At 70.9% G+C, this 16,400-nt stretch carries 19 protein-coding genes; 13 read left to right on the forward strand and 6 right to left on the reverse strand.

The window, feature by feature from the left end; all coding sequences use genetic code 11:
* Positions 1 to 4: 4 nt before the first annotated feature.
* Genes sufC through ABT114_RS33850 form a run of 4 tightly spaced genes read left to right on the forward strand, consistent with a single transcriptional unit; the run spans position 5 to position 2,835 of the window.
* Complete coding sequence (gene sufC / locus ABT114_RS33835; RefSeq protein ID WP_351146743.1) at positions 5 to 769, forward strand: Fe-S cluster assembly ATPase SufC; 765 nt, start codon at positions 5 to 7, stop codon at positions 767 to 769.
* The gene (locus tag ABT114_RS33840) at positions 766 to 2,022 is read left to right on the forward strand and encodes a cysteine desulfurase (RefSeq protein WP_351146744.1); all 1,257 of its coding nucleotides are present in this window, start codon (positions 766 to 768) and stop codon (positions 2,020 to 2,022) included. Before sufC ends, ABT114_RS33840 begins: the two co-directional genes overlap by 4 nt.
* A 16-nt stretch (positions 2,023 to 2,038) precedes the next feature.
* On the forward strand, positions 2,039 to 2,506 hold the full coding sequence (gene sufU, locus ABT114_RS33845; protein ID WP_351146745.1) for a Fe-S cluster assembly sulfur transfer protein SufU: 468 nt from the start codon (positions 2,039 to 2,041) through the stop codon (positions 2,504 to 2,506).
* Entirely contained in the window at positions 2,503 to 2,835 is a 333-nt protein-coding gene (locus ABT114_RS33850) for a metal-sulfur cluster assembly factor (RefSeq protein ID WP_094214784.1), read from the forward strand. Before sufU ends, ABT114_RS33850 begins: the two co-directional genes overlap by 4 nt.
* Before the next feature lie 89 nt (positions 2,836 to 2,924).
* Here ABT114_RS33850 and ABT114_RS33855 read toward each other — a convergent pair whose 3' ends face one another.
* On the reverse strand, positions 2,925 to 3,761 hold the full coding sequence (locus tag ABT114_RS33855) for an AbfB domain-containing protein (protein ID WP_351146746.1): 837 nt from the start codon (positions 3,759 to 3,761) through the stop codon (positions 2,925 to 2,927).
* A gap of 243 nt (positions 3,762 to 4,004) precedes the next feature.
* Here ABT114_RS33855 and ABT114_RS33860 point away from each other — a divergent pair, with 243 nt between their 5' ends.
* Entirely contained in the window at positions 4,005 to 5,021 is a 1,017-nt protein-coding gene (locus ABT114_RS33860; protein ID WP_351146747.1) for a sulfotransferase family protein, read from the forward strand.
* Here the strand turns inward: ABT114_RS33860 and ABT114_RS33865 are convergent.
* Positions 5,011 to 6,810 (reverse strand): DUF8508 domain-containing protein, encoded by a 1,800-nt coding sequence (locus tag ABT114_RS33865; RefSeq protein WP_351146748.1) that lies wholly within the window; start codon positions 6,808 to 6,810, stop codon positions 5,011 to 5,013. The genes ABT114_RS33860 and ABT114_RS33865 overlap by 11 nt on opposite strands.
* Before the next feature lie 192 nt (positions 6,811 to 7,002).
* Here ABT114_RS33865 and ABT114_RS33870 point away from each other — a divergent pair, with 192 nt between their 5' ends.
* Together ABT114_RS33870 and ABT114_RS33875 are read left to right on the forward strand one after the other, a co-directional pair.
* On the forward strand, positions 7,003 to 7,323 hold the full coding sequence (locus ABT114_RS33870) for a DMT family transporter (RefSeq protein WP_351146749.1): 321 nt from the start codon (positions 7,003 to 7,005) through the stop codon (positions 7,321 to 7,323).
* On the forward strand, positions 7,323 to 7,913 hold the full coding sequence (locus tag ABT114_RS33875; protein WP_351146750.1) for a TetR/AcrR family transcriptional regulator: 591 nt from the start codon (positions 7,323 to 7,325) through the stop codon (positions 7,911 to 7,913). The genes ABT114_RS33870 and ABT114_RS33875 overlap by 1 nt, the downstream gene beginning before the upstream one ends.
* Here ABT114_RS33875 and ABT114_RS33880 read toward each other — a convergent pair.
* A complete protein-coding gene (locus ABT114_RS33880; RefSeq protein ID WP_351146751.1) occupies positions 7,879 to 8,775 on the reverse strand; it encodes a winged helix-turn-helix transcriptional regulator in 897 nt (298 codons plus the stop codon). The two genes, ABT114_RS33875 and ABT114_RS33880, sit on opposite strands and share 35 nt — an antisense overlap.
* A 148-nt stretch (positions 8,776 to 8,923) precedes the next feature.
* Between ABT114_RS33880 and ABT114_RS33885 the strand changes: the two genes are divergently transcribed.
* Both ABT114_RS33885 and dapD read left to right on the forward strand, forming a co-directional pair.
* Complete coding sequence (locus tag ABT114_RS33885; protein ID WP_502988434.1) at positions 8,924 to 10,132, forward strand: MFS transporter; 1,209 nt, start codon at positions 8,924 to 8,926, stop codon at positions 10,130 to 10,132.
* A 70-nt stretch (positions 10,133 to 10,202) separates the two neighbouring features.
* A complete protein-coding gene (gene dapD / locus ABT114_RS33890; RefSeq protein ID WP_351146753.1) occupies positions 10,203 to 11,192 on the forward strand; it encodes a 2,3,4,5-tetrahydropyridine-2,6-dicarboxylate N-succinyltransferase in 990 nt (329 codons plus the stop codon).
* Between the two features lie 76 nt (positions 11,193 to 11,268).
* On the opposite strand, the gene ABT114_RS33895 is transcribed toward dapD, so the two are convergent.
* Positions 11,269 to 11,772 carry an HAD domain-containing protein gene (locus ABT114_RS33895; protein WP_351146754.1) on the reverse strand — a complete coding sequence of 168 codons (504 nt, stop codon included), beginning with the start codon at positions 11,770 to 11,772 and terminating at the stop codon, positions 11,269 to 11,271.
* A gap of 139 nt (positions 11,773 to 11,911) precedes the next feature.
* Between ABT114_RS33895 and ABT114_RS33900 the strand changes: the two genes are divergently transcribed.
* Together ABT114_RS33900 and ABT114_RS33905 are read left to right on the forward strand one after the other, a co-directional pair.
* Positions 11,912 to 12,472 carry a SigE family RNA polymerase sigma factor gene (locus tag ABT114_RS33900; RefSeq protein ID WP_351146909.1) on the forward strand — a complete coding sequence of 187 codons (561 nt, stop codon included), beginning with the start codon at positions 11,912 to 11,914 and terminating at the stop codon, positions 12,470 to 12,472.
* Entirely contained in the window at positions 12,469 to 13,680 is a 1,212-nt protein-coding gene (locus ABT114_RS33905; RefSeq protein ID WP_351146755.1) for a WD40 repeat domain-containing protein, read from the forward strand. Before ABT114_RS33900 ends, ABT114_RS33905 begins: the two co-directional genes overlap by 4 nt.
* 12 nt (positions 13,681 to 13,692) lie before the next feature.
* On the opposite strand, the gene dapA is transcribed toward ABT114_RS33905, so the two are convergent.
* A complete protein-coding gene (gene dapA, locus ABT114_RS33910; protein WP_351146756.1) occupies positions 13,693 to 14,595 on the reverse strand; it encodes a 4-hydroxy-tetrahydrodipicolinate synthase in 903 nt (300 codons plus the stop codon).
* 65 nt (positions 14,596 to 14,660) lie between these two features.
* Positions 14,661 to 15,416: a class I SAM-dependent methyltransferase gene (locus ABT114_RS33915; RefSeq protein WP_351146757.1), complete on the reverse strand. Its 756-nt coding sequence runs from the start codon at positions 15,414 to 15,416 to the stop codon at positions 14,661 to 14,663.
* 112 nt (positions 15,417 to 15,528) lie between these two features.
* On the opposite strand from ABT114_RS33915, the gene ABT114_RS33920 reads away from it, so the two are divergent.
* The gene (locus ABT114_RS33920; protein WP_351146758.1) at positions 15,529 to 15,669 is read left to right on the forward strand and encodes a hypothetical protein; all 141 of its coding nucleotides are present in this window, start codon (positions 15,529 to 15,531) and stop codon (positions 15,667 to 15,669) included.
* A complete protein-coding gene (locus ABT114_RS33925; protein ID WP_351146759.1) occupies positions 15,666 to 16,358 on the forward strand; it encodes a hypothetical protein in 693 nt (230 codons plus the stop codon). Before ABT114_RS33920 ends, ABT114_RS33925 begins: the two co-directional genes overlap by 4 nt.
* Positions 16,359 to 16,400 lie beyond the last annotated feature (42 nt).

Below are 16,400 nucleotides of genomic sequence, written 5' to 3' on the forward strand. Positions count from 1 at the left end.
ACCCATGGCAACGCTTGAAATCCGAGACCTGCACGTCACCGTCGAGGCCGACAACGCCACGAAGGAGATCCTCAAGGGCGTCGACCTCACCGTGAAGCAGGGCGAGACGCACGCCATCATGGGCCCCAACGGCTCCGGCAAGTCGACCCTCGCCTACTCCCTCGCGGGTCACCCGAAGTACACGATCACCAGCGGCACCGTCACCCTCGACGGCGAGGACGTCCTGGCGATGTCCGTCGACGAGCGCGCCCGCGCGGGCCTGTTCCTGGCGATGCAGTACCCGGTCGAGGTCCCCGGCGTCTCGGTCTCCAACTTCCTGCGCACCTCCGCCACGGCGATCCGTGGCGAGGCCCCCAAGCTGCGTACCTGGGTGAAGGAGGTCAAGGAGACCATGGAGCGCCTCCACATGGACCCCGCCTTCGCCGAGCGCAACGTGAACGAGGGCTTCTCCGGCGGTGAGAAGAAGCGCCACGAGATCCTTCAGCTGGAGCTGCTCAAGCCGAAGGTCGCGATCCTCGACGAGACCGACTCCGGCCTGGATGTCGACGCCCTGCGCATCGTCTCCGAGGGCGTCAACCGCGTCCGCGAGACCGGCGAGGTCGGCACCATGCTGATCACCCACTACACGCGCATCCTGCGCTACATCAAGCCCGACTTCGTCCACGTCTTCTCCGCCGGTCGGATCGTGGAGTCCGGCGGCGCCGAGCTCGCCGACAAGCTGGAGAACGAGGGCTACGAGGCATACACGAAGGGTGGCGTATCCGCGTGACGCAGCTGCCGGGCCTCCTCGACACCGAGGCGATCCGCAAGGACTTCCCCGTCCTGGACCGACTGGTCCACGACGGTAAGAAGCTTGTGTACCTGGACAACGCGGCGACTTCGCAGAAGCCGCGCCAGGTGCTGGATGCCCTCAACGAGTACTACGAGCGGTACAACGCCAACGTCCACCGCGGTGTGCATGTGCTCGCCGAGGAGGCCACGGCGCTGTACGAGGGCGCGCGCGACAAGGTCGCCGCGTTCATCAACGCGCCGAGCCGCGACGAGGTGATCTTCACCAAGAACGCCTCCGAGTCGCTCAACCTCGTGGCCAACATGCTGGGCTGGGCCGACGAGCCCTACCGGGTGGACCACGAGACCGAGATCGTCATCACGGAGATGGAGCACCACTCCAACATCGTGCCCTGGCAGCTGCTGTCGCAGCGCACGGGCGCGAAGCTGAAGTGGTTCGGCCTGACCGACGACGGCCGCCTCGACCTGTCCAACATCAACGAGATCATCACGGAGAAGACGAAGATCGTCTCCTTCGTCCTGGTGTCGAACATCCTGGGCACGGTCAACCCGGTCGAGGCGATAGTCCGCCGCGCGCAGGAGGTCGGGGCCCTGGTCCTGATCGACGCCTCGCAGGCCGCGCCGCACATGCCGCTGGACGTGCAGGCCCTCCAGGCCGACTTCGTGGCCTTCACCGGCCACAAGATGTGCGGCCCGACGGGCATCGGGGTGCTGTGGGGCCGCCAGGAGCTCCTGGAGGACCTGCCGCCCTTCCTCGGCGGCGGCGAGATGATCGAGACGGTGTCGATGCACTCGTCGACGTACGCTCCCGCTCCGCACAAGTTCGAGGCGGGCACCCCGCCGATCGCGCAGGCGGTCGGTCTGGGCGCGGCGATCGACTACCTGTCCGCGATCGGCATGGACAAGATCCTCGCCCATGAGCACGCGCTCACGGAGTACGCGGTGAAGCGGCTCGCCGAGGTCCCCGACCTGCGGATCATCGGCCCGACGACGGCCGAGGACCGGGGCGCGGCGATCTCCTTCACGCTCGGCGACATCCACCCGCACGACGTGGGCCAGGTCCTCGACGAGCAGGGCATCGCGGTCCGGGTGGGCCACCACTGCGCCCGCCCCGTGTGCCTGCGCTACGGAATTCCTGCGACTACGCGAGCGTCGTTCTATCTGTACTCCACGCCGGCCGAGATCGATGCTCTGGTCGACGGTCTGGAGCACGTACGGAACTTCTTCGGCTGAGGGGCGTGCTGAAAAGGTGAAGCTGGACTCCATGTACCAGGAAGTCATCCTGGACCACTACAAGCACCCGCACGGGCGCGGTCTCCGGGATGGCGACGCCGAGGTGCACCATGTGAACCCGACGTGCGGTGACGAGATCACGCTGCGCGTGAAGTACGACGGCACGACGATCGAGGACGTCTCGTACGAGGGCCAGGGCTGCTCGATCAGCCAGGCCTCGGCGTCCGTGCTGAACGACCTCCTCGTCGGCAAGGAGCTGGCCGAGGCGCAGAAGATCCAGGAGACCTTCCTGGAGCTGATGCAGTCCAAGGGCCGGATCGAGCCGGACGACGCGATGGAGGAGGTGCTGGAGGACGCGGTCGCGTTCGCCGGTGTCTCCAAGTACCCGGCCCGGGTGAAGTGCGCTCTCCTCAGCTGGATGGCGTGGAAGGACGCGACGGCCCAGGTGCTGGGCGGAGCCGACGCCGAAAGGAAGACGGCATGAGCGAGACCGTTGAGATGAAGCCCGCCTCCGAGGAGGAACTCCGCGAGGCGCTGTACGACGTCGTCGACCCCGAACTGGGCATCGACGTGGTCAACCTGGGCCTCATCTACGGCATTCACATCGACGACGCGAACATCGCGACGATCGACATGACGCTGACCTCGGCGGCCTGCCCGCTGACGGACGTGATCGAGGACCAGGCCAAGTCGGCCACGGACGGCCTCGTGAGCGAGCTCCGCATCAACTGGGTGTGGATGCCGCCGTGGGGCCCCGACAAGATCACGGACGATGGGCGCGAGCAGCTTCGGGCGTTGGGCTTCAACGTCTGAGTCCGTGTCGTCCGAGTCCGTGCCCGCGGACATGCGACGGACATGCAGTGGCCCCCGGCAACCGCCGGGGGCCACTGTCGTTCCCGGTCTCAGCTCAGGCCGTCCACCAGCCGGAACGTCGAGTCGGCGCGGTACAGGTCGGTGTTCTGGTACGGGTCCAGGCGGAGCTGGAAGTTCTTGTGGCGTAGGAAGCGGCCGGGGTAGTTGACCGACTCCAGCATGACGGCGCCGGAGGCGGAAGCGGACGTGCGGGGGCAGAAGGTGGCGTCCTGCTCGAAGAGGGTCGAGCCGTCGTCGCTCTCGGCGCGGGGGACGAATTCGCGGTGGCGGAGATAGGTGCCGTCGGCCGTGGCGAAGGAGTAGCAGGACGCGTCGGCCAGGCCCTTGACCCGTTTGAAGGTGGCGTTCTGGCGGGCCCCGGACGAGGTGACGGTGTCGAGCTTCACCAGGCCGCCGCTCACATGCCAGTAGCGGTCGGGGTAGTTGACCGAACGGATGGACGTCCAGGTCGTCGACGGCTTCGACGTGGACGGCGAACCGCCGCTGGAGTCCGAGGACTTGGTCGGCTCGGCGGAGGCTGTGGGGCTCGCGTCGCCGGTACTGGCCGTGGGTGTAGGTGCCGTGGTCGTCGCCGTCGGGTCGCCCGCCTTGCCGGGCGTCCTGGCGCCGGGCGTGGACGGCGTGGCGAAGGAGATGAGGCCGGGCAGCGTCGCCCCGGGTCCCGGCGAGGCGCTCTTGGTCATGGGCGACGCCTCGTCAGATTCCTTCTTGGTGACGGCTATCGCGGTGACGCAGGCCGCGATGGTCGATATCGCGAGAACGCCGGCCAGCCACAGGCGGCGCGTTCCCGGAGCCCGGGTGGTGTCCGGGGCCCAGCCGTTCTCCCACGGTTGCTGCTGAGGGGGCTGGGGCTTGTCTTCTGGCATGCGCGGTTCCTCCGGCGACGCACCAGGGTGACGGCTGCGGCCGTGATGGTGGGGGGTGTGAGTGGTGAAAGAGTAGTGGAGGTGCGGGGCTCCGGACAGCTGTTTCAGCGAGCGGTTTCCATGGGAGAGCGGTGGACTTCTGTGCCGCACGTGACTTTCGCACGTGACTTTCGCACGTGACTTCACACTGCATTCTCAGCGCCGTCCAAGTTCCGGCTCATGGTCGTTCGGCAGCGTGGGAACGTGGCTACCTGCGCATCTACCTCCGTACGACCCGTCTTCGTCCTCGGCTGTCCCCGCTCCGGGACGACCATGCTCCAGCTGATGCTGCACGCGCACCCGAGAATCGCGCTTCCCCCGGAGACACGCTTCGTCCTGCCCGCCTACGAGGACCGGCTGCGCTTCGGGGACCTGCGGGAGCCGGGCAACCGGGCCGGACTGGCGCAGTGGATCACCGGGCGGAAGGAGACCCGGTTCCACGAACTGGGCCTGGACGCGCACAGTGTCGCCGAGCGGATCGCCGACGCGCCGCCGACGCTGGGCTCCGCGCTGGGGGTCCCGCTCCAGGCGTACGCGGAGCGGCACGGCAAGGTGCGCTGGGGTGACAAGCGGCCTGCCTACGCCCTGCACGTGGACGCCATCCTGCGGCTCTTCCCGGACGCGCAGTTCGTCCACCTCGTCCGCGACGGGCGTGACTGCGTCGCCTCGCTGCTGGGGATGCCCTGGTGGCACCGTGGGTTCCACGAGGCCGTCGCCACCTGGGCGCAGGTGATGGACGTGACCCGGCGGTACGCGCGCCGGCTGGGACCGGACAGCTGGCGCGAGGTGCGCTACGAGGACCTGCTCGCCGACCCCGAGACCCAACTACGCGGAATCTGCGCCTACTTGGGTGAGGAGTACGCCCCCGAGACCACCGAACCGCACCGCCTGGCCGGTACGGCCGTGCCCGCCCGCAAGACCTGGCACCAGCGCACCCACGGTGCGCTGGACGCCTCACGGGCGGGCAGCTGGCAGCAGCGGCTGACGCCGGACCAGATCCGGCTGTGCGAGGCGGTGCTGGGGGAGCGGCTGGTCCGCAACGGCTACGAGCTGAGCGGAGCCGTCCGCCCCGACCCTGCCGAACTGCTCCACTACCGCAGGGTCGAGGCCCTGCGTCGCGCGGCCCACGCCAAGCGGCGGATGCTCGACCGCCTGGCGCGGGTACGCGAACCGGGCCCGGTGGCGGCCCGGCCGGTCACCACCTCCGAGTTCAGGGCGTGATCCGTACGACCTGCGGGTCGTGGTCGCTGGTCTGGTCCGGGAACTCACTGTTGATGTGCACGATGTCGTAGTCGTACGACGTGACCGACGAGCTGACGAGCGTGTGGTCGAGCACCTGCGAGTTGCCGTCGTAGACGTAGGTGTACTGCTGCGCGGCCGGCAGCGTGTCCACCAGGTCGGTCAGCACCCCGCCCTCCAGGTTGGAGACGGCGGTGGAGAACTGGTAGTCGTTCAGGTCGCCGAGCACGATCACGTTCGCGTCCGACTGGGCGGCGAGGATCGAGTCCACGAAGGAGTTCACCACCGAGCCCTGGCTGCCCCGCTGCGTCTCGGAGGACCGGGCCGGCGGCTGGTACTGGCTGTGCAGCGAGTAGTCCCCGCCCTTCGAGACGAAGTGGTTGGCGATCACGAAGTACTTCTCGCCGTTGAAGGTGAACTCCGCGGCGAGCGGCTTGCGGCTGGCCGACCAGGCCGAGTTCGACGGCGCGATCCGGCCCGGGTTGTAGGTCAGCTGAGCGAGGCCGCTGCTCGTGGTCACCGAGTCGGCCGTGGTCGCCGTCGCGCTGCCGCGTGCGGTGAAGCCCACGCGCGCGGAGTTGTACAGGAACACCTGGCGGATGTTGCCGCCGGTCTCCCCGCCGTCCGCGTCGTTCGTCGGGTTGATCTGCGTGTACGAGTACGTCGGGCCGCCCGCCGTCTTGATCGCGGAGATCAGCGTGGACAGGGTCGTGCTCGCGGAGACCGTGCCGTCGTCCGTCGCGCCGTTGTTGTCCTGGACCTCCTCCAGGGCCACGATGTCGGGCGACTTCAGGTTGTTCACGATGCCCGAGGCCAGCGCCGAGAACTTCGAGGCGGCGTCGGTCGGGTCGAGGTTCTCCACGTTGTAGGTCGCCACCGACAGCTGGCCCGTCGACTGGGCCGTCGTCGTCTCCTTGGCGACGCCGCCCGACGTGAGTGTGCCGAGCGAGGTGGCCTGGAGGGTGTAGCCGCCGTACGCGATGTAGTCGAGGACGCCGGTCGCACCGGAAAGCGTGTCGCCCACGGTCGCCGTCGGGAACGTCGACGACAGCAGCGTGCTGACCTGGAGGCGGCCGGAGTTCTGGCTGCTGTAGGAGGAGTAGAGCGAGCCGCCGCGTGCCGACGTCACCTGCGAGGGTTTGACGTTGACCCACAGCTCGCTGTACTCGTCGGTCCGGCCGACCACCGGCGCGGAGCCGATGGCGACCCGCATGCCCTCCAGGGACTCGTAGTAGTCCAGGGCGTACGTCGTCGGGGCGAGCGTGTACGAGTTGATCGAGCCGCCGCTGTTGGTGCGGGTGTAGGTCGCCGGGACCGTCGAGTCGCTGATCGTGACCGCCGAAGGCAGTGTGTTCCCGGTCGAGTTGGTGGTCCAGGTGGCGCTGCCGAGCTCGGTGAGCGACTGGCTGCCGGAGGACGAGTCGGGGTAGTACTCGGAGACCTTGCCGGTGACCGTGACGCTGTTGCCGACCGTGGTGCTCGGCGTCGTCGACCCCGTGTAGACGAAGATCGCGTCGCTGGTCGCCGTGTTGCCGTCGCTGCTCGCGCTCTGGATCCAGAAGCCGCGCGAGGAGCCGGTGGAGCGGATCGCGGTGACGATGCCGGTCGTGGTGACCGTCGAGCCGTTGTACGGGGAGATCCGGGTCGAGCCCTGGATGGCGGAGATCGTGTAGGTGGCCGCGTGCGCGCTCGCCGGGAGGGCGATCAGCGCGGCCGACGCGAGGAGGCCGGCGGCCAGGGTGCGGGTACCGAGCGCGAGTGTTCTGTCCATGTGCGTCCCTTCAACGGTCAGTGGGGTGAGCGCAGGTGGTGCATGGACGTACGTGAGCGACTGGTCGGGGAGAGTTCTAAGCGCCCAGCGTTACGTCTCCATGTACGGAACGTGTTCTACGCGTGTCGTCTACGCGCGTCATCAGTTCTCTGTGGAAGAGCTGTGCGGGACCTGTTATGTACACTTGTACACATGGGGTATCTGACGCTCGCCGGCGCCATAGCCGCCGAGGTGGCCGCGACGACTGCCATGAAGTACAGCGACGGCTTCAGCAGGCTCTGGCCCTCGCTGCTGACCGCTCTCGGCTATGTCGTCGCCTTCGCGCTGCTCGCGCAGACGCTGAAGACCCTCTCGGTCGGTACGGCGTACGCGATCTGGTCCGGGGCCGGCACCGCGACGATCGCCGTCATCGGACTTGTCCTCTTCGGCGAGGCGCTGACCCTCACCAAGGTCGCCGGCCTCGTGCTGATCGTCGGCGGAGTGATGGTGCTCAACATGGGAGGCGCGCACTGATGCCTCGCCGCTACGACCCCGAGCGACGGCAGCGGATCATCGACGCGGCGATCCGGGTGGTGGGGGAGAAGGGCCTGGCCGGGCTGAGCCACCGGTCGGCCGCGGCCGAGGCGGACGTCCCGCTCGGCTCGACGACGTACCACTTCAAGACCCTCGACGAGCTGATGGTCGCCGCGCTGCGACAGGCGAACGAGGGTTTCGCCAAGGTGGTCGCCGCGCGCGGCGGCCTCGCCGATCCGCGCACCGACCTGGCCGCCGAGCTGGCCGCGCTGCTGGGCGAGTGGCTGGCCGGCGACCGTACCGGCGTCGAGCTGGAGTACGAGCTCTACCTCGCCGCCCTGCGCCGCCCCGCCCTGCGGCCGGTCGCCGCCGAGTGGGCCGACGGCCTCGCCGCCCTGCTGGCGTCCCGTACGGACGCCGCGACGGCGCGGGCCCTGGTCGCGCTGATGGACGGGATCTGCCTTCAGGTGCTGCTGACCGACTCGCCGTACGACGAGGAGTACGCCCGGGAAGTGCTGGCGCGGGTCGTCCCCCCGGGGACGGCGCGCCCGGACGTCATTCCCCCGGGTCCGGCTCGCCCAGACGCCTGACCGTCGCCAGTGCCGCCTCCACGCTCCCCGCGACATCCGTGACCGGGTACTGCACGTCCCGGACGACCCGGTCCCGGTCGACGACCAGGGTGAGCCGCTTCAGGCGGCTCGTGCCCGCCGCTCGGAAGGTCGGCAGGCGCAGCGCGGCGATCAGGGACAGCTCGGCGTCGGACAGCAGCGGGAAGCGCAGCCGCTCCTTGTTCGCGAACGCCCGCTGCTCGTCCGGGCGTTGGGTGGAGACGCCGTGCACGGTGGCGCCGGCCGCGGTGAACTCGGTGAGCCGGTCGCGGTAGGTGCAGGACTCGAGGGTGCAGCCGGGGGTGCCGGGGATGTCGGTCCACCCCGGCGGGTAGGCGTCGGGGCGGGCGTAGGCGCCGGGGAAGCAGTACAGGACGGTGTACGGGGTGTCCGCGGCGACCGGGTCGCGCCACTCGCCCTGATGGTCGAGGAGTCGGAGCTCGGGAATCCGGGTGCCCAGCAGTTCGTGGACCCGCTGGGCCTCCCGTGACGCCTCCCCCGCCGTGGCCGTCGCCGTCCCGTCACCCAGGACCCAGGCGTCCCCCCAGTCCTGGAGGGCGATCAGGACGGGTAGCAGGGCGCGGCCGCGCGGAGTGAGGCGGTACTCGTGGCGCACGGGACGCTCCTGATACGGCACCCGGGTCAGTACGTCCGCCTCGACCAGGAGGCGCAGCCGTTCGGTCAACACCTTGCGTGACAGGCCGAGTTCGCGCTGGAGGTCGTCGAAGCGGTGCACTCCGCGCGCGGCGTCACGCACGATCAGCAGAGTCCACCAGTCGCCGACGACGTCCAGGGCCTGGGCGATGGCGCAGGTGGCGTCCTCCAGGCTCGTTCTGCGGGCCATGGGCTCCCGTCCCTTCGCGCACCCGGTCGTCGTTGACCCGAGGCTGCCATGCTGCCATAGTGAGTTCCCAAAAGAAACTAACTCGCTGGTCGGTCGGTCGGTCGGTTGGTTCGGGGGAGGGCGGGGACGGGTGCGAGGGCTGCGGGACGTGCCGCGAACGGTGTGGCTGCTGGCCGGCGGCACCTTCGCCAACATGGTCGTCAGCGTCGGTTTCGCCTACCTCTTCCTCTACCTGACCGGACCGCGCGGACTGGGCGCGGGCGAGGCGGGCCTGCTCAGCGGCGCCGGGGGCGTCGGGCTGGTCGCCGGCAACTTCACCGGTGGCTGGTACGGGGACCGGTTCGAGCACCGGCGGGTGCTGCTCGTGGCCGCGGCGGGCTCGGGACTGCTGCTGGCCGCCGTACCCCTGCTCCCGACCCCTGCCCTGTACCTCGTACTCCCGGTCGCCCAGTACGCGTCCGGAGCGCAGCGCGCCGCCAACTCCGCGCTCGTCGCGGTGATCGTGCCCGAGGGGGCGCGGCGACAGGCGTTCGCGGTGGTACGGGCCGCGTCCAACGGAGGGTTCACCGTCGGGCCCGTGCTGGGCGCGCTGGTCGCCACCCGGTTCTCGTACGACTGGCTCTACGTCGCCGAAGGGCTCGGCAGTCTCGGGCTCGCCTGCTGGACGGCCCGGGTGGTCCCGGCGCGCGGGGCGGTGAAGCGGGCGGCGGGGCCGGACCGTGGGGAGGGCGGAGTGTGGCCGGCGCTGCGGGCCCGGCCGGCGGTACTGGTGCTGCTGCCGGCGATCCTCGTCGTCGACGTCGTCTACCGGCAGCAGTACTCGACCTTCCCCGTCTACCTCGCCGACCACGGCCTCGACGCCCGCGTGTACGGATCCCTGCTCGCGATCAACGGCGGGGTCCTGCTGTGCCTCGAACTGCCCGTGGCGCTCGCGCTGCGCCGCCGGTCGCCGCTGCACATCGTGGGCGGCGGGCTGCTGCTGGTCGGCGCGGGCTACGCGGTGCTGCCGACCGGGGCAGGCCTCGGCACGGCCATCGTGATGATGACCCTCCTCACGCTCGGCGAACTCCTCTACAAGACCACCGCCACCGCGTACGTCGCCGACCGGGCCCCGGAACACGTCCAAGGCCGTTTCCAGTCCCTCTACGCCGGGGTGTCCATCAGCGGAGTGGTCCTGGCGGCACCGCTCGGGGGCGCGCTGTACGAGGCGGCCCCGGGGGTGCTGTGGCCGGTGTGCGCGGGGCTGGGGCTGGCGGCCGGGGGCGCGGTGCTGGGAGCGGGGCGGTTGAGGCGTGGGGCGGACGGCGAGGCGGAGGCGGAGGCTCCGGTGGTGCGAGTTGCGGAGCGGCGGGTGTGACGGCGCCCGCCACCTGAGACGGCCCCCCACTGGTTGGCCTCCGCGGCCCCCGTCCGGTTAGGTTGCCCTTATGACCGACACGACTGCTCCTCGTACCACCGGCGCCGTGGCCGCCGGGCTTGCTACCGTCGCCGCCGACGGCACCGTTCTCGACACCTGGTTCCCCGCGCCCGAGCTGTCCGCCGAACCGGGCCCCGCCGGCACCGAGCGGCTCGACACCGAGCGCACCCGCGAGCTGCTCGGTGAGCACGGCGTCGCCGCCCTGTGCAAGGACGAGGTGCGGGGCGTGGAGATCGTCGCGGTCCGTACGGTCATCTCCTCGCTCGACGACAAGCCGCTCGACACCCACGACGTCTACCTGCGGCTGCACCTGCTCTCGCACCGCCTGGTCAAGCCGAACGAGCAGAACCTGGACGGCATCTTCGGCTTCCTCGCCAACGTCGCCTGGACCTCCGTCGGCCCGGTCGCCGTGGACACCCTGGAGACCGTACGGCTCGCCGCACGCGCGCGTGGCCTGCACCTCAGCGTGTTCGGCGTGGACAAGTTCCCGCGGATGACGGACTACGTGGCCCCGGCCGGTGTCCGGATCGCCGACGCCGACCGTGTCCGCCTCGGCGCTCACCTCGCGGCCGGCACCACCGTCATGCACGAGGGCTTCGTCAACTTCAACGCCGGCACCCTCGGCACCTCCATGGTCGAGGGCCGCATCTCCCAGGGCGTCGTCGTCGGCGACGGCTCGGACATCGGCGGCGGCGCCTCCACCATGGGCACCCTCTCCGGCGGCGGCAAGCAGCGTGTCGCCATCGGTGAGCGCTCCCTGGTCGGCGCGGAGGCCGGCGTCGGCATCGCCCTCGGCGACGACTGCGTGGTCGAGGCAGGCCTGTACCTCACCGCCGGCACCCGCGTCACCCTGCCCGACGGCACGATCGTCAAGGCCCGCGAGCTGTCCGGCGCCTCCAACATCCTCTTCCGCCGCAACTCGGTCACCGGCGCGGTCGAGGGCCGCCCGAACAACGCGGAGTGGGGCGGCCTGAACGACGTCCTGCACAGCCACAACTGATCCCCCGCAGCACCGCACGCGCGCGTGAGCGCCCTTCCGCCCCGGAGGCGGGAGGGCGCTTTCGTCGTCCCGGCGGTCAGCCTGGCAGTCTCGCCGCGAACTCCGCCAGCGCCGCGAAGTCGTCGTCCGTCAGCCCGATCCGCGGACTGACGTGGTGCAGCAGCGCGGGGCCGGGATGGCGGGTGGCCACATACGCGTCGTCGGCCGGGCTCTGCTCGTCGTCCACCCAGGCGAAGGGCCGGCCCTCGGCGTACGCCACGATCGCCTCGGTCTTCCAGTGCACCCCGTCGGGCCGCTCCGCGAACAGGTGCGTGCCGAAGTCGACGTACGGCAGTGCGGGCAGCCCCACGACCGGTGCGATCCAGCGGTTCGCCGCGTCCATCCACGTCGTGGCCCAGCACAGCTCGAACGGCAGGCCGAGCAGCGCCGCGCCGTGCTCGGGATTCAGCCAGACCCGCAGCGCCCTGCCCGGGTGCAGGGCGACCCTGATCGTCGTATAGCCCTCGGGCCGCCGCTCCGGCTGCGCGGCGTACGGGTTGAGGGGACCGTCGACGTCGAGGAAGAGCAGGGGGCGGCTCACCCGGCCACCGTACGGCAACGTGGGTGCGGAGCACGTGGAGAATTTCCTGCCGGGACAGGCATAGCCGCGGCCCGCCGCGCGCGTCACATGGGACACAGGGGCTGGACATCGGGGCCGCCCGGGGGAAGAGAAGGTGACGATGGATGCCGAACGGCTGGCGGGTTTCAGGGAGTTCGTGGACAGCAGGTCGTCGGCGCTGCTGAAGACCGCCGTGCTGCTCAGCGGCGGCGACCGGCACGCGGGCGAGGACCTGTTGCAGAACGCCCTGGTCAAGGCGGCCGGGCGCTGGCACCGCATCGACGAGCCCGAGGCCTACGTACGGCAGGTCCTCTACCGCCAGCAGGTCAGCCGATGGCGGCTGAAGTGGCCCAGACGCGAGGTCAGCGTCGCCGAACCGCCGGACGGCGGAGCGGGCGTGGACGCCTCGTCCGCCGCGGAACTGCGCGTGGTGATGCGCGGTGCGCTGTCCCGGCTCACTGCCCGCCAGCGCACCGTGCTGGTGCTGCGCTACTTCGAGGACCTGCCCGAGGCCGACGTGGCGCGGCTGCTGGGCTGCTCCGTCGGCACCGTACGGTCCACCACCCACCGCTCCCTCGCCCGGCTGCGCACCCTCGCGCCCGAACTCGCGGCACTCGGCGCCGCCGACGCCGAGCAACAGCCGTCGTCCCGTGACTTCTCGCCCGTGGAGGTGCGTCCGTGAACGTCGAGGAACTGGTGCGCGCGTCCCTGCGGGAACAGGCTGCTGGGCAGCCGTCGGCGGGACCGGGGTTCGCCGACCGGGTACTGGCCGCCCGCCGGCGAAGCCGCACCCGCAGGCTCGCCTCCGTCGCCGCGGCCACCGCGGCCGTGGTCGCCGTCGCGGTGGGGGTGCCGCTGCTGGATTCCGGCAAGGGCGACGTACGTCCGGCGGGCGTGGTGGACGGGGGCGGGACCAGCGCTCACCCCGACCAGTCGCCGCCGCGCGACCTGATCGCCGCCGGGGACGTGGCGCTGGCCGCGTACTACACGTCGGAGATCGTCAAGCAGGCGGACGACACCGGCGTCGTCGTCCGTACCTACTGGCTGCTCGACCCGAAGACCGGCACGTACGTGAAGACCACCAAGTGGTCCTACGTCGCCGTCGCCCCCGGCATGAAGACGGCCGCCGTCCTGGAGCAGGACCTCCCCGCCCGGCGGATCGGCCTGCTCGACCTCGCCACGGGAAAGGTCGAGCGCTGGATCCCGGTCGACCAAGGGGTCGGCGGACTCGCGTTCTCGCACGACGGGAGGAAGCTCGTCGCGACGACCTACGGCGAGAACCCGGATCTGCGTGTGGAGGTGACGAGTACCTCCGGGGAAGTCGGCTGGATGGCGCCCTACGGCAGATCGAGCCGGACCGGCTTCCGCGTCCTCGACGTGGCCTCCGGGGGAGGTTCCTGGGCCCGTGTCGCGCCCCGCCGCGATGTCAACGGCCGCGAGGACTTCGCCTTCAGTCGCGACGGCAGCCTGGTGTTCTCGAGGATCGTCGGGGAACGCGACGGCATGCAGCAGTACTACGACCTCCTGGGCAATGAGGTCGCCGCGCCCGCGAAGGAGCGGTACCTGCGCTGGGACGTCGGCGCACGGCTGTCCCCGGACGGCAGGCTCGCCGCGGGCGGTCTGACGAAAGAGGTCCCCGACAAGTCGTACTCCGCGATCCGCGATCCCCGCACCGGAAAGGAGATCGTCAAGGTCCGCGGTGCGGAGCTGCTCGCCTGGGCGGACGACAAGCGGCTCATCGCGTGGGAGCGCGCCGCGGGCTCGGAGGTGTACCGGCCCATGCTCGTGCTGGTCACGATCGGCAGCGACAAGGTCGTACAGCTGAGTGGCCCTCGCGAGCAGACGGAAGACCCGGGCCGGCAGTGGGAGCCTGTCTTCGCCGAGCGCTGAGCAGAGCTCGGATCAGCCGGCCACGAGCCGCTCGTACTCCGCCAGCAGCCCGTCGACGGCCTCGCGGCCGGCGGGCAGCAGCGGTGCGCGGACCGGGCCGGCCGGCATTCCGAGGGCGCCCAGGAGCGCCTTGGCGGTTACGGTGCCGGGCAGGCCCGCCGACATCATCAACTCGATGAGCGGGGTGGCCCGTTGCTGGAGGCGGGCCGCCTCAGCCGTGTCGCCCGCGTCGAACGCGTCCAGGACCGAGCGGAGTTGGCGCGGGACCACGTTCGCGACCGTGCTGACGTATCCAGCGGCGCCCACCGCGTACAGGGCGAGGTTGTGCTCGTCGCAGCCCGCGTAGTACGCCAGGTCCGTGCGGGACAGCACCTTCTGGGTGCCGAGGAAGTCGTAGGAGCAGTCCTTGACGGCGACGATCCTCGGGTGTTCGGCGAGGCGGATCATCGTGTCGGGTTCGATGCGGGTGCCGGTGCGGCCGGGGATGTCGTACAGCACGACCGGCAGCCCGGAGGCGTCCGCGACCTCCCGGAAGTGCGCCTCGACCGCGTCCTGCGGGGGCCTGCTGTAGTACGGGGTGACCACCAACACCGCGTCGGCGCCCGCCTTTTCGGCCTCCAGGGCGAGCTCCACGGTGTGCCGTGTGTCGAACGTGCCCACGCCCGCCACGAGGGAGACCCGGTCGCCCACCGCCTCGCGCACGGCCCTGATCAGCGCCGACTTCTCGGCGTCCGTCGTGGTCGGCGACTCACCCGTCGTGCCGGACAGGACGAGCCCGTCGCACCCCTCCGCCACCAGTCGGCCGGCGAGCCGCTGCGCGCCGTCGAGGTCGAGCGCGCCCGCCTCGGTGAACGGCGTGATCATGGCGCAGAGGGCGCGGCCGAAGGGAGGGTTCGAGGAACCTGCGTTCGTCATGGGAGTAGTCTCGGCAAGGCAATCGTGAAGCTCCACTTAATTCTTCTACGAGGTATTCGTAAGGGTTACTGAGAGGTGGGTGTGTCCTGGGCATCATGGACTGCCCGTGCGACGAAGACGAGCTCGCGGCCGGGGCGGTCGGGCGCGTCCCGCACGTCCTCCACCATGTATCCCTGGGCGACCAGGTCCGCCTCGACCTCCTCCCGCTCGCGGAAGCGCAGCGTCGAGGCCGAGGTCAGCACCTGCCCGTCCGCCGCGAACACATGGGTCCAGCGGAACGTCACCAGCGGCCCGCTCACCTCGGTCACCTCCACCCACCTCTCCACCGCACCGACGCCCGGGATCTCCGTCACCGCGTACGAGGCCTCGCGGTTCCACTCCTCCCATGCCCGCCGCGCCGGATCCCGTGTCTCGAAGACCAGACGCCCGCCGGGCCGCAGCGCCGCGTGGGTCCCTTGCAGGGAGCGCCGCCATGCCTGCGGGTCGGTGATGTGCTGGGCGACGTTCGCCGTCATCGTCGCGAGGTCGACCCGCAGCGGCGGCAGAGCCGTCGCGTCACCGCAGATCCAGCGCACCCGCCCGCCGCCCGGCTTGGCCCGGGCCACGTCCAGGGAGGCCAGGGCGGGATCGACCCCGACGACCTCGATGCCCCGGTCGGCCAGCAGCAGCGCGAACACGCCCGTCCCGCAGCCGATGTCCAGTACGCGCCGCACCCCGAACTCCTCCGCCACGCGGACGTACGCGTCGAGATCACCGCGATCGGGGTCGAGCGGGTCGTAGATCGCGGCGAGCCGCGGATGCCGGAAGCCCTCGTCAGCCATGGGGCGACGGTACGCGGAGCTGGTGGGGTGGGCGGAGGCCCTGTGTCCAATTCGGTCACTCATGGGTCACTATGGGCAGGACGGTCATCGACCCCTGGTCATGGGAGGCGTCATGAAGCTCGGCAAGGCACTCGCCACCGGCGTCGCGGAGGAGCGGCCGCAGGTCCGGCCGGAGGAAGCGGAACTCGAGCTCCCCGAAGAGGCACAGGAAGTGCGCGCCGCCGCGCCCGAAGAGGTGCCGGCCGCCCGATGAGGCTGCGGCTTCCGGAGGAACGCCCGACGGAGCCGCCGACCGGATTCAAGATCGCCCACCCGGTGCTGTCCCAGGACGGCACCCGGGCCGGGTTCACCGGCGTGTCGCTCGGCGGCGCGCTGCCGTACGGAGTCGTGGCCGACGCGTCCTGCGTCTACGGCCTGCGGCACCGGGCACCGCACCGCCGCTGCGACTGCGGCTTCCACTGCGTACACGACCGCACGGCGGCCGAGGCGCTGCTGTGCACGGCCGAGCACCGGGCGGCCGTCCTGCTCGAGGTCTCCGTCCTGGGCGCCTACATCCGCTTCGAGCGCGGCTTCCGCTACGCCCGCCAGCGGGTGCGCACGGCGACGGTCGGACCGTGCGCGTGCGGCACGGTCCCGGCCACGCTCGCCGACGCCGGTTGGGGCCGACCCGGCTGGCGTGCCCTGGCGGCCGCCTGCACGGGCTGCGTACGCGGCCGTACGTCCCTGTCGCTCGCGGCATTCGCCCGGCTGGCCGGCGACGGGCTACGGGTCGGGTCCGGCACCGGTGGCCCGGCGTCGGCGGCGGACCTCGTCGCCCCCGACGGCCTCGGCGTGCCCGAACTCGTCGCCGAGGCCGCCCTGTTGCAGGCGCGGTTGGACTGGTTCCAGACCCAGCTGGCGCGGTTGGGCGAGGGTGGGCCTGGTGGGGAGCCGCGGGGATAGGAGGGCCCCGCCCGGGTACCCGATTGTTCCGTGACCGAAGAG

Origin of the sequence: Streptomyces sp. NPDC002088, assembly GCF_040296605.1 — a bacterium.
GTDB lineage: Bacteria > Actinomycetota > Actinomycetes > Streptomycetales > Streptomycetaceae > Streptomyces.

Coding starts and splice junctions, on each gene's coding strand:
- ABT114_RS33880 (WP_351146751.1), bottom strand. CDS start 8,775: ATGGCCCGCAGAACGAGCCTGGAGGACGCCACCTGCGCCATCGCCCAG.
- ABT114_RS33855 (WP_351146746.1), bottom strand. CDS start 3,761: ATGCCAGAAGACAAGCCCCAGCCCCCTCAGCAGCAACCGTGGGAGAAC.
- ABT114_RS33925 (WP_351146759.1), top strand. CDS start 15,666: ATGAGGCTGCGGCTTCCGGAGGAACGCCCGACGGAGCCGCCGACCGGA.
- ABT114_RS33915 (WP_351146757.1), bottom strand. CDS start 15,416: ATGGCTGACGAGGGCTTCCGGCATCCGCGGCTCGCCGCGATCTACGAC.
- ABT114_RS33900 (WP_351146909.1), top strand. CDS start 11,912: ATGGATGCCGAACGGCTGGCGGGTTTCAGGGAGTTCGTGGACAGCAGG.
- ABT114_RS33850 (WP_094214784.1), top strand. CDS start 2,503: ATGAGCGAGACCGTTGAGATGAAGCCCGCCTCCGAGGAGGAACTCCGC.
- dapA (WP_351146756.1), bottom strand. CDS start 14,595: ATGACGAACGCAGGTTCCTCGAACCCTCCCTTCGGCCGCGCCCTCTGC.
- dapD (WP_351146753.1), top strand. CDS start 10,203: ATGACCGACACGACTGCTCCTCGTACCACCGGCGCCGTGGCCGCCGGG.
- ABT114_RS33870 (WP_351146749.1), top strand. CDS start 7,003: ATGGGGTATCTGACGCTCGCCGGCGCCATAGCCGCCGAGGTGGCCGCG.
- sufC (WP_351146743.1), top strand. CDS start 5: ATGGCAACGCTTGAAATCCGAGACCTGCACGTCACCGTCGAGGCCGAC.
- ABT114_RS33865 (WP_351146748.1), bottom strand. CDS start 6,810: ATGGACAGAACACTCGCGCTCGGTACCCGCACCCTGGCCGCCGGCCTC.
- ABT114_RS33920 (WP_351146758.1), top strand. CDS start 15,529: ATGAAGCTCGGCAAGGCACTCGCCACCGGCGTCGCGGAGGAGCGGCCG.
- ABT114_RS33875 (WP_351146750.1), top strand. CDS start 7,323: ATGCCTCGCCGCTACGACCCCGAGCGACGGCAGCGGATCATCGACGCG.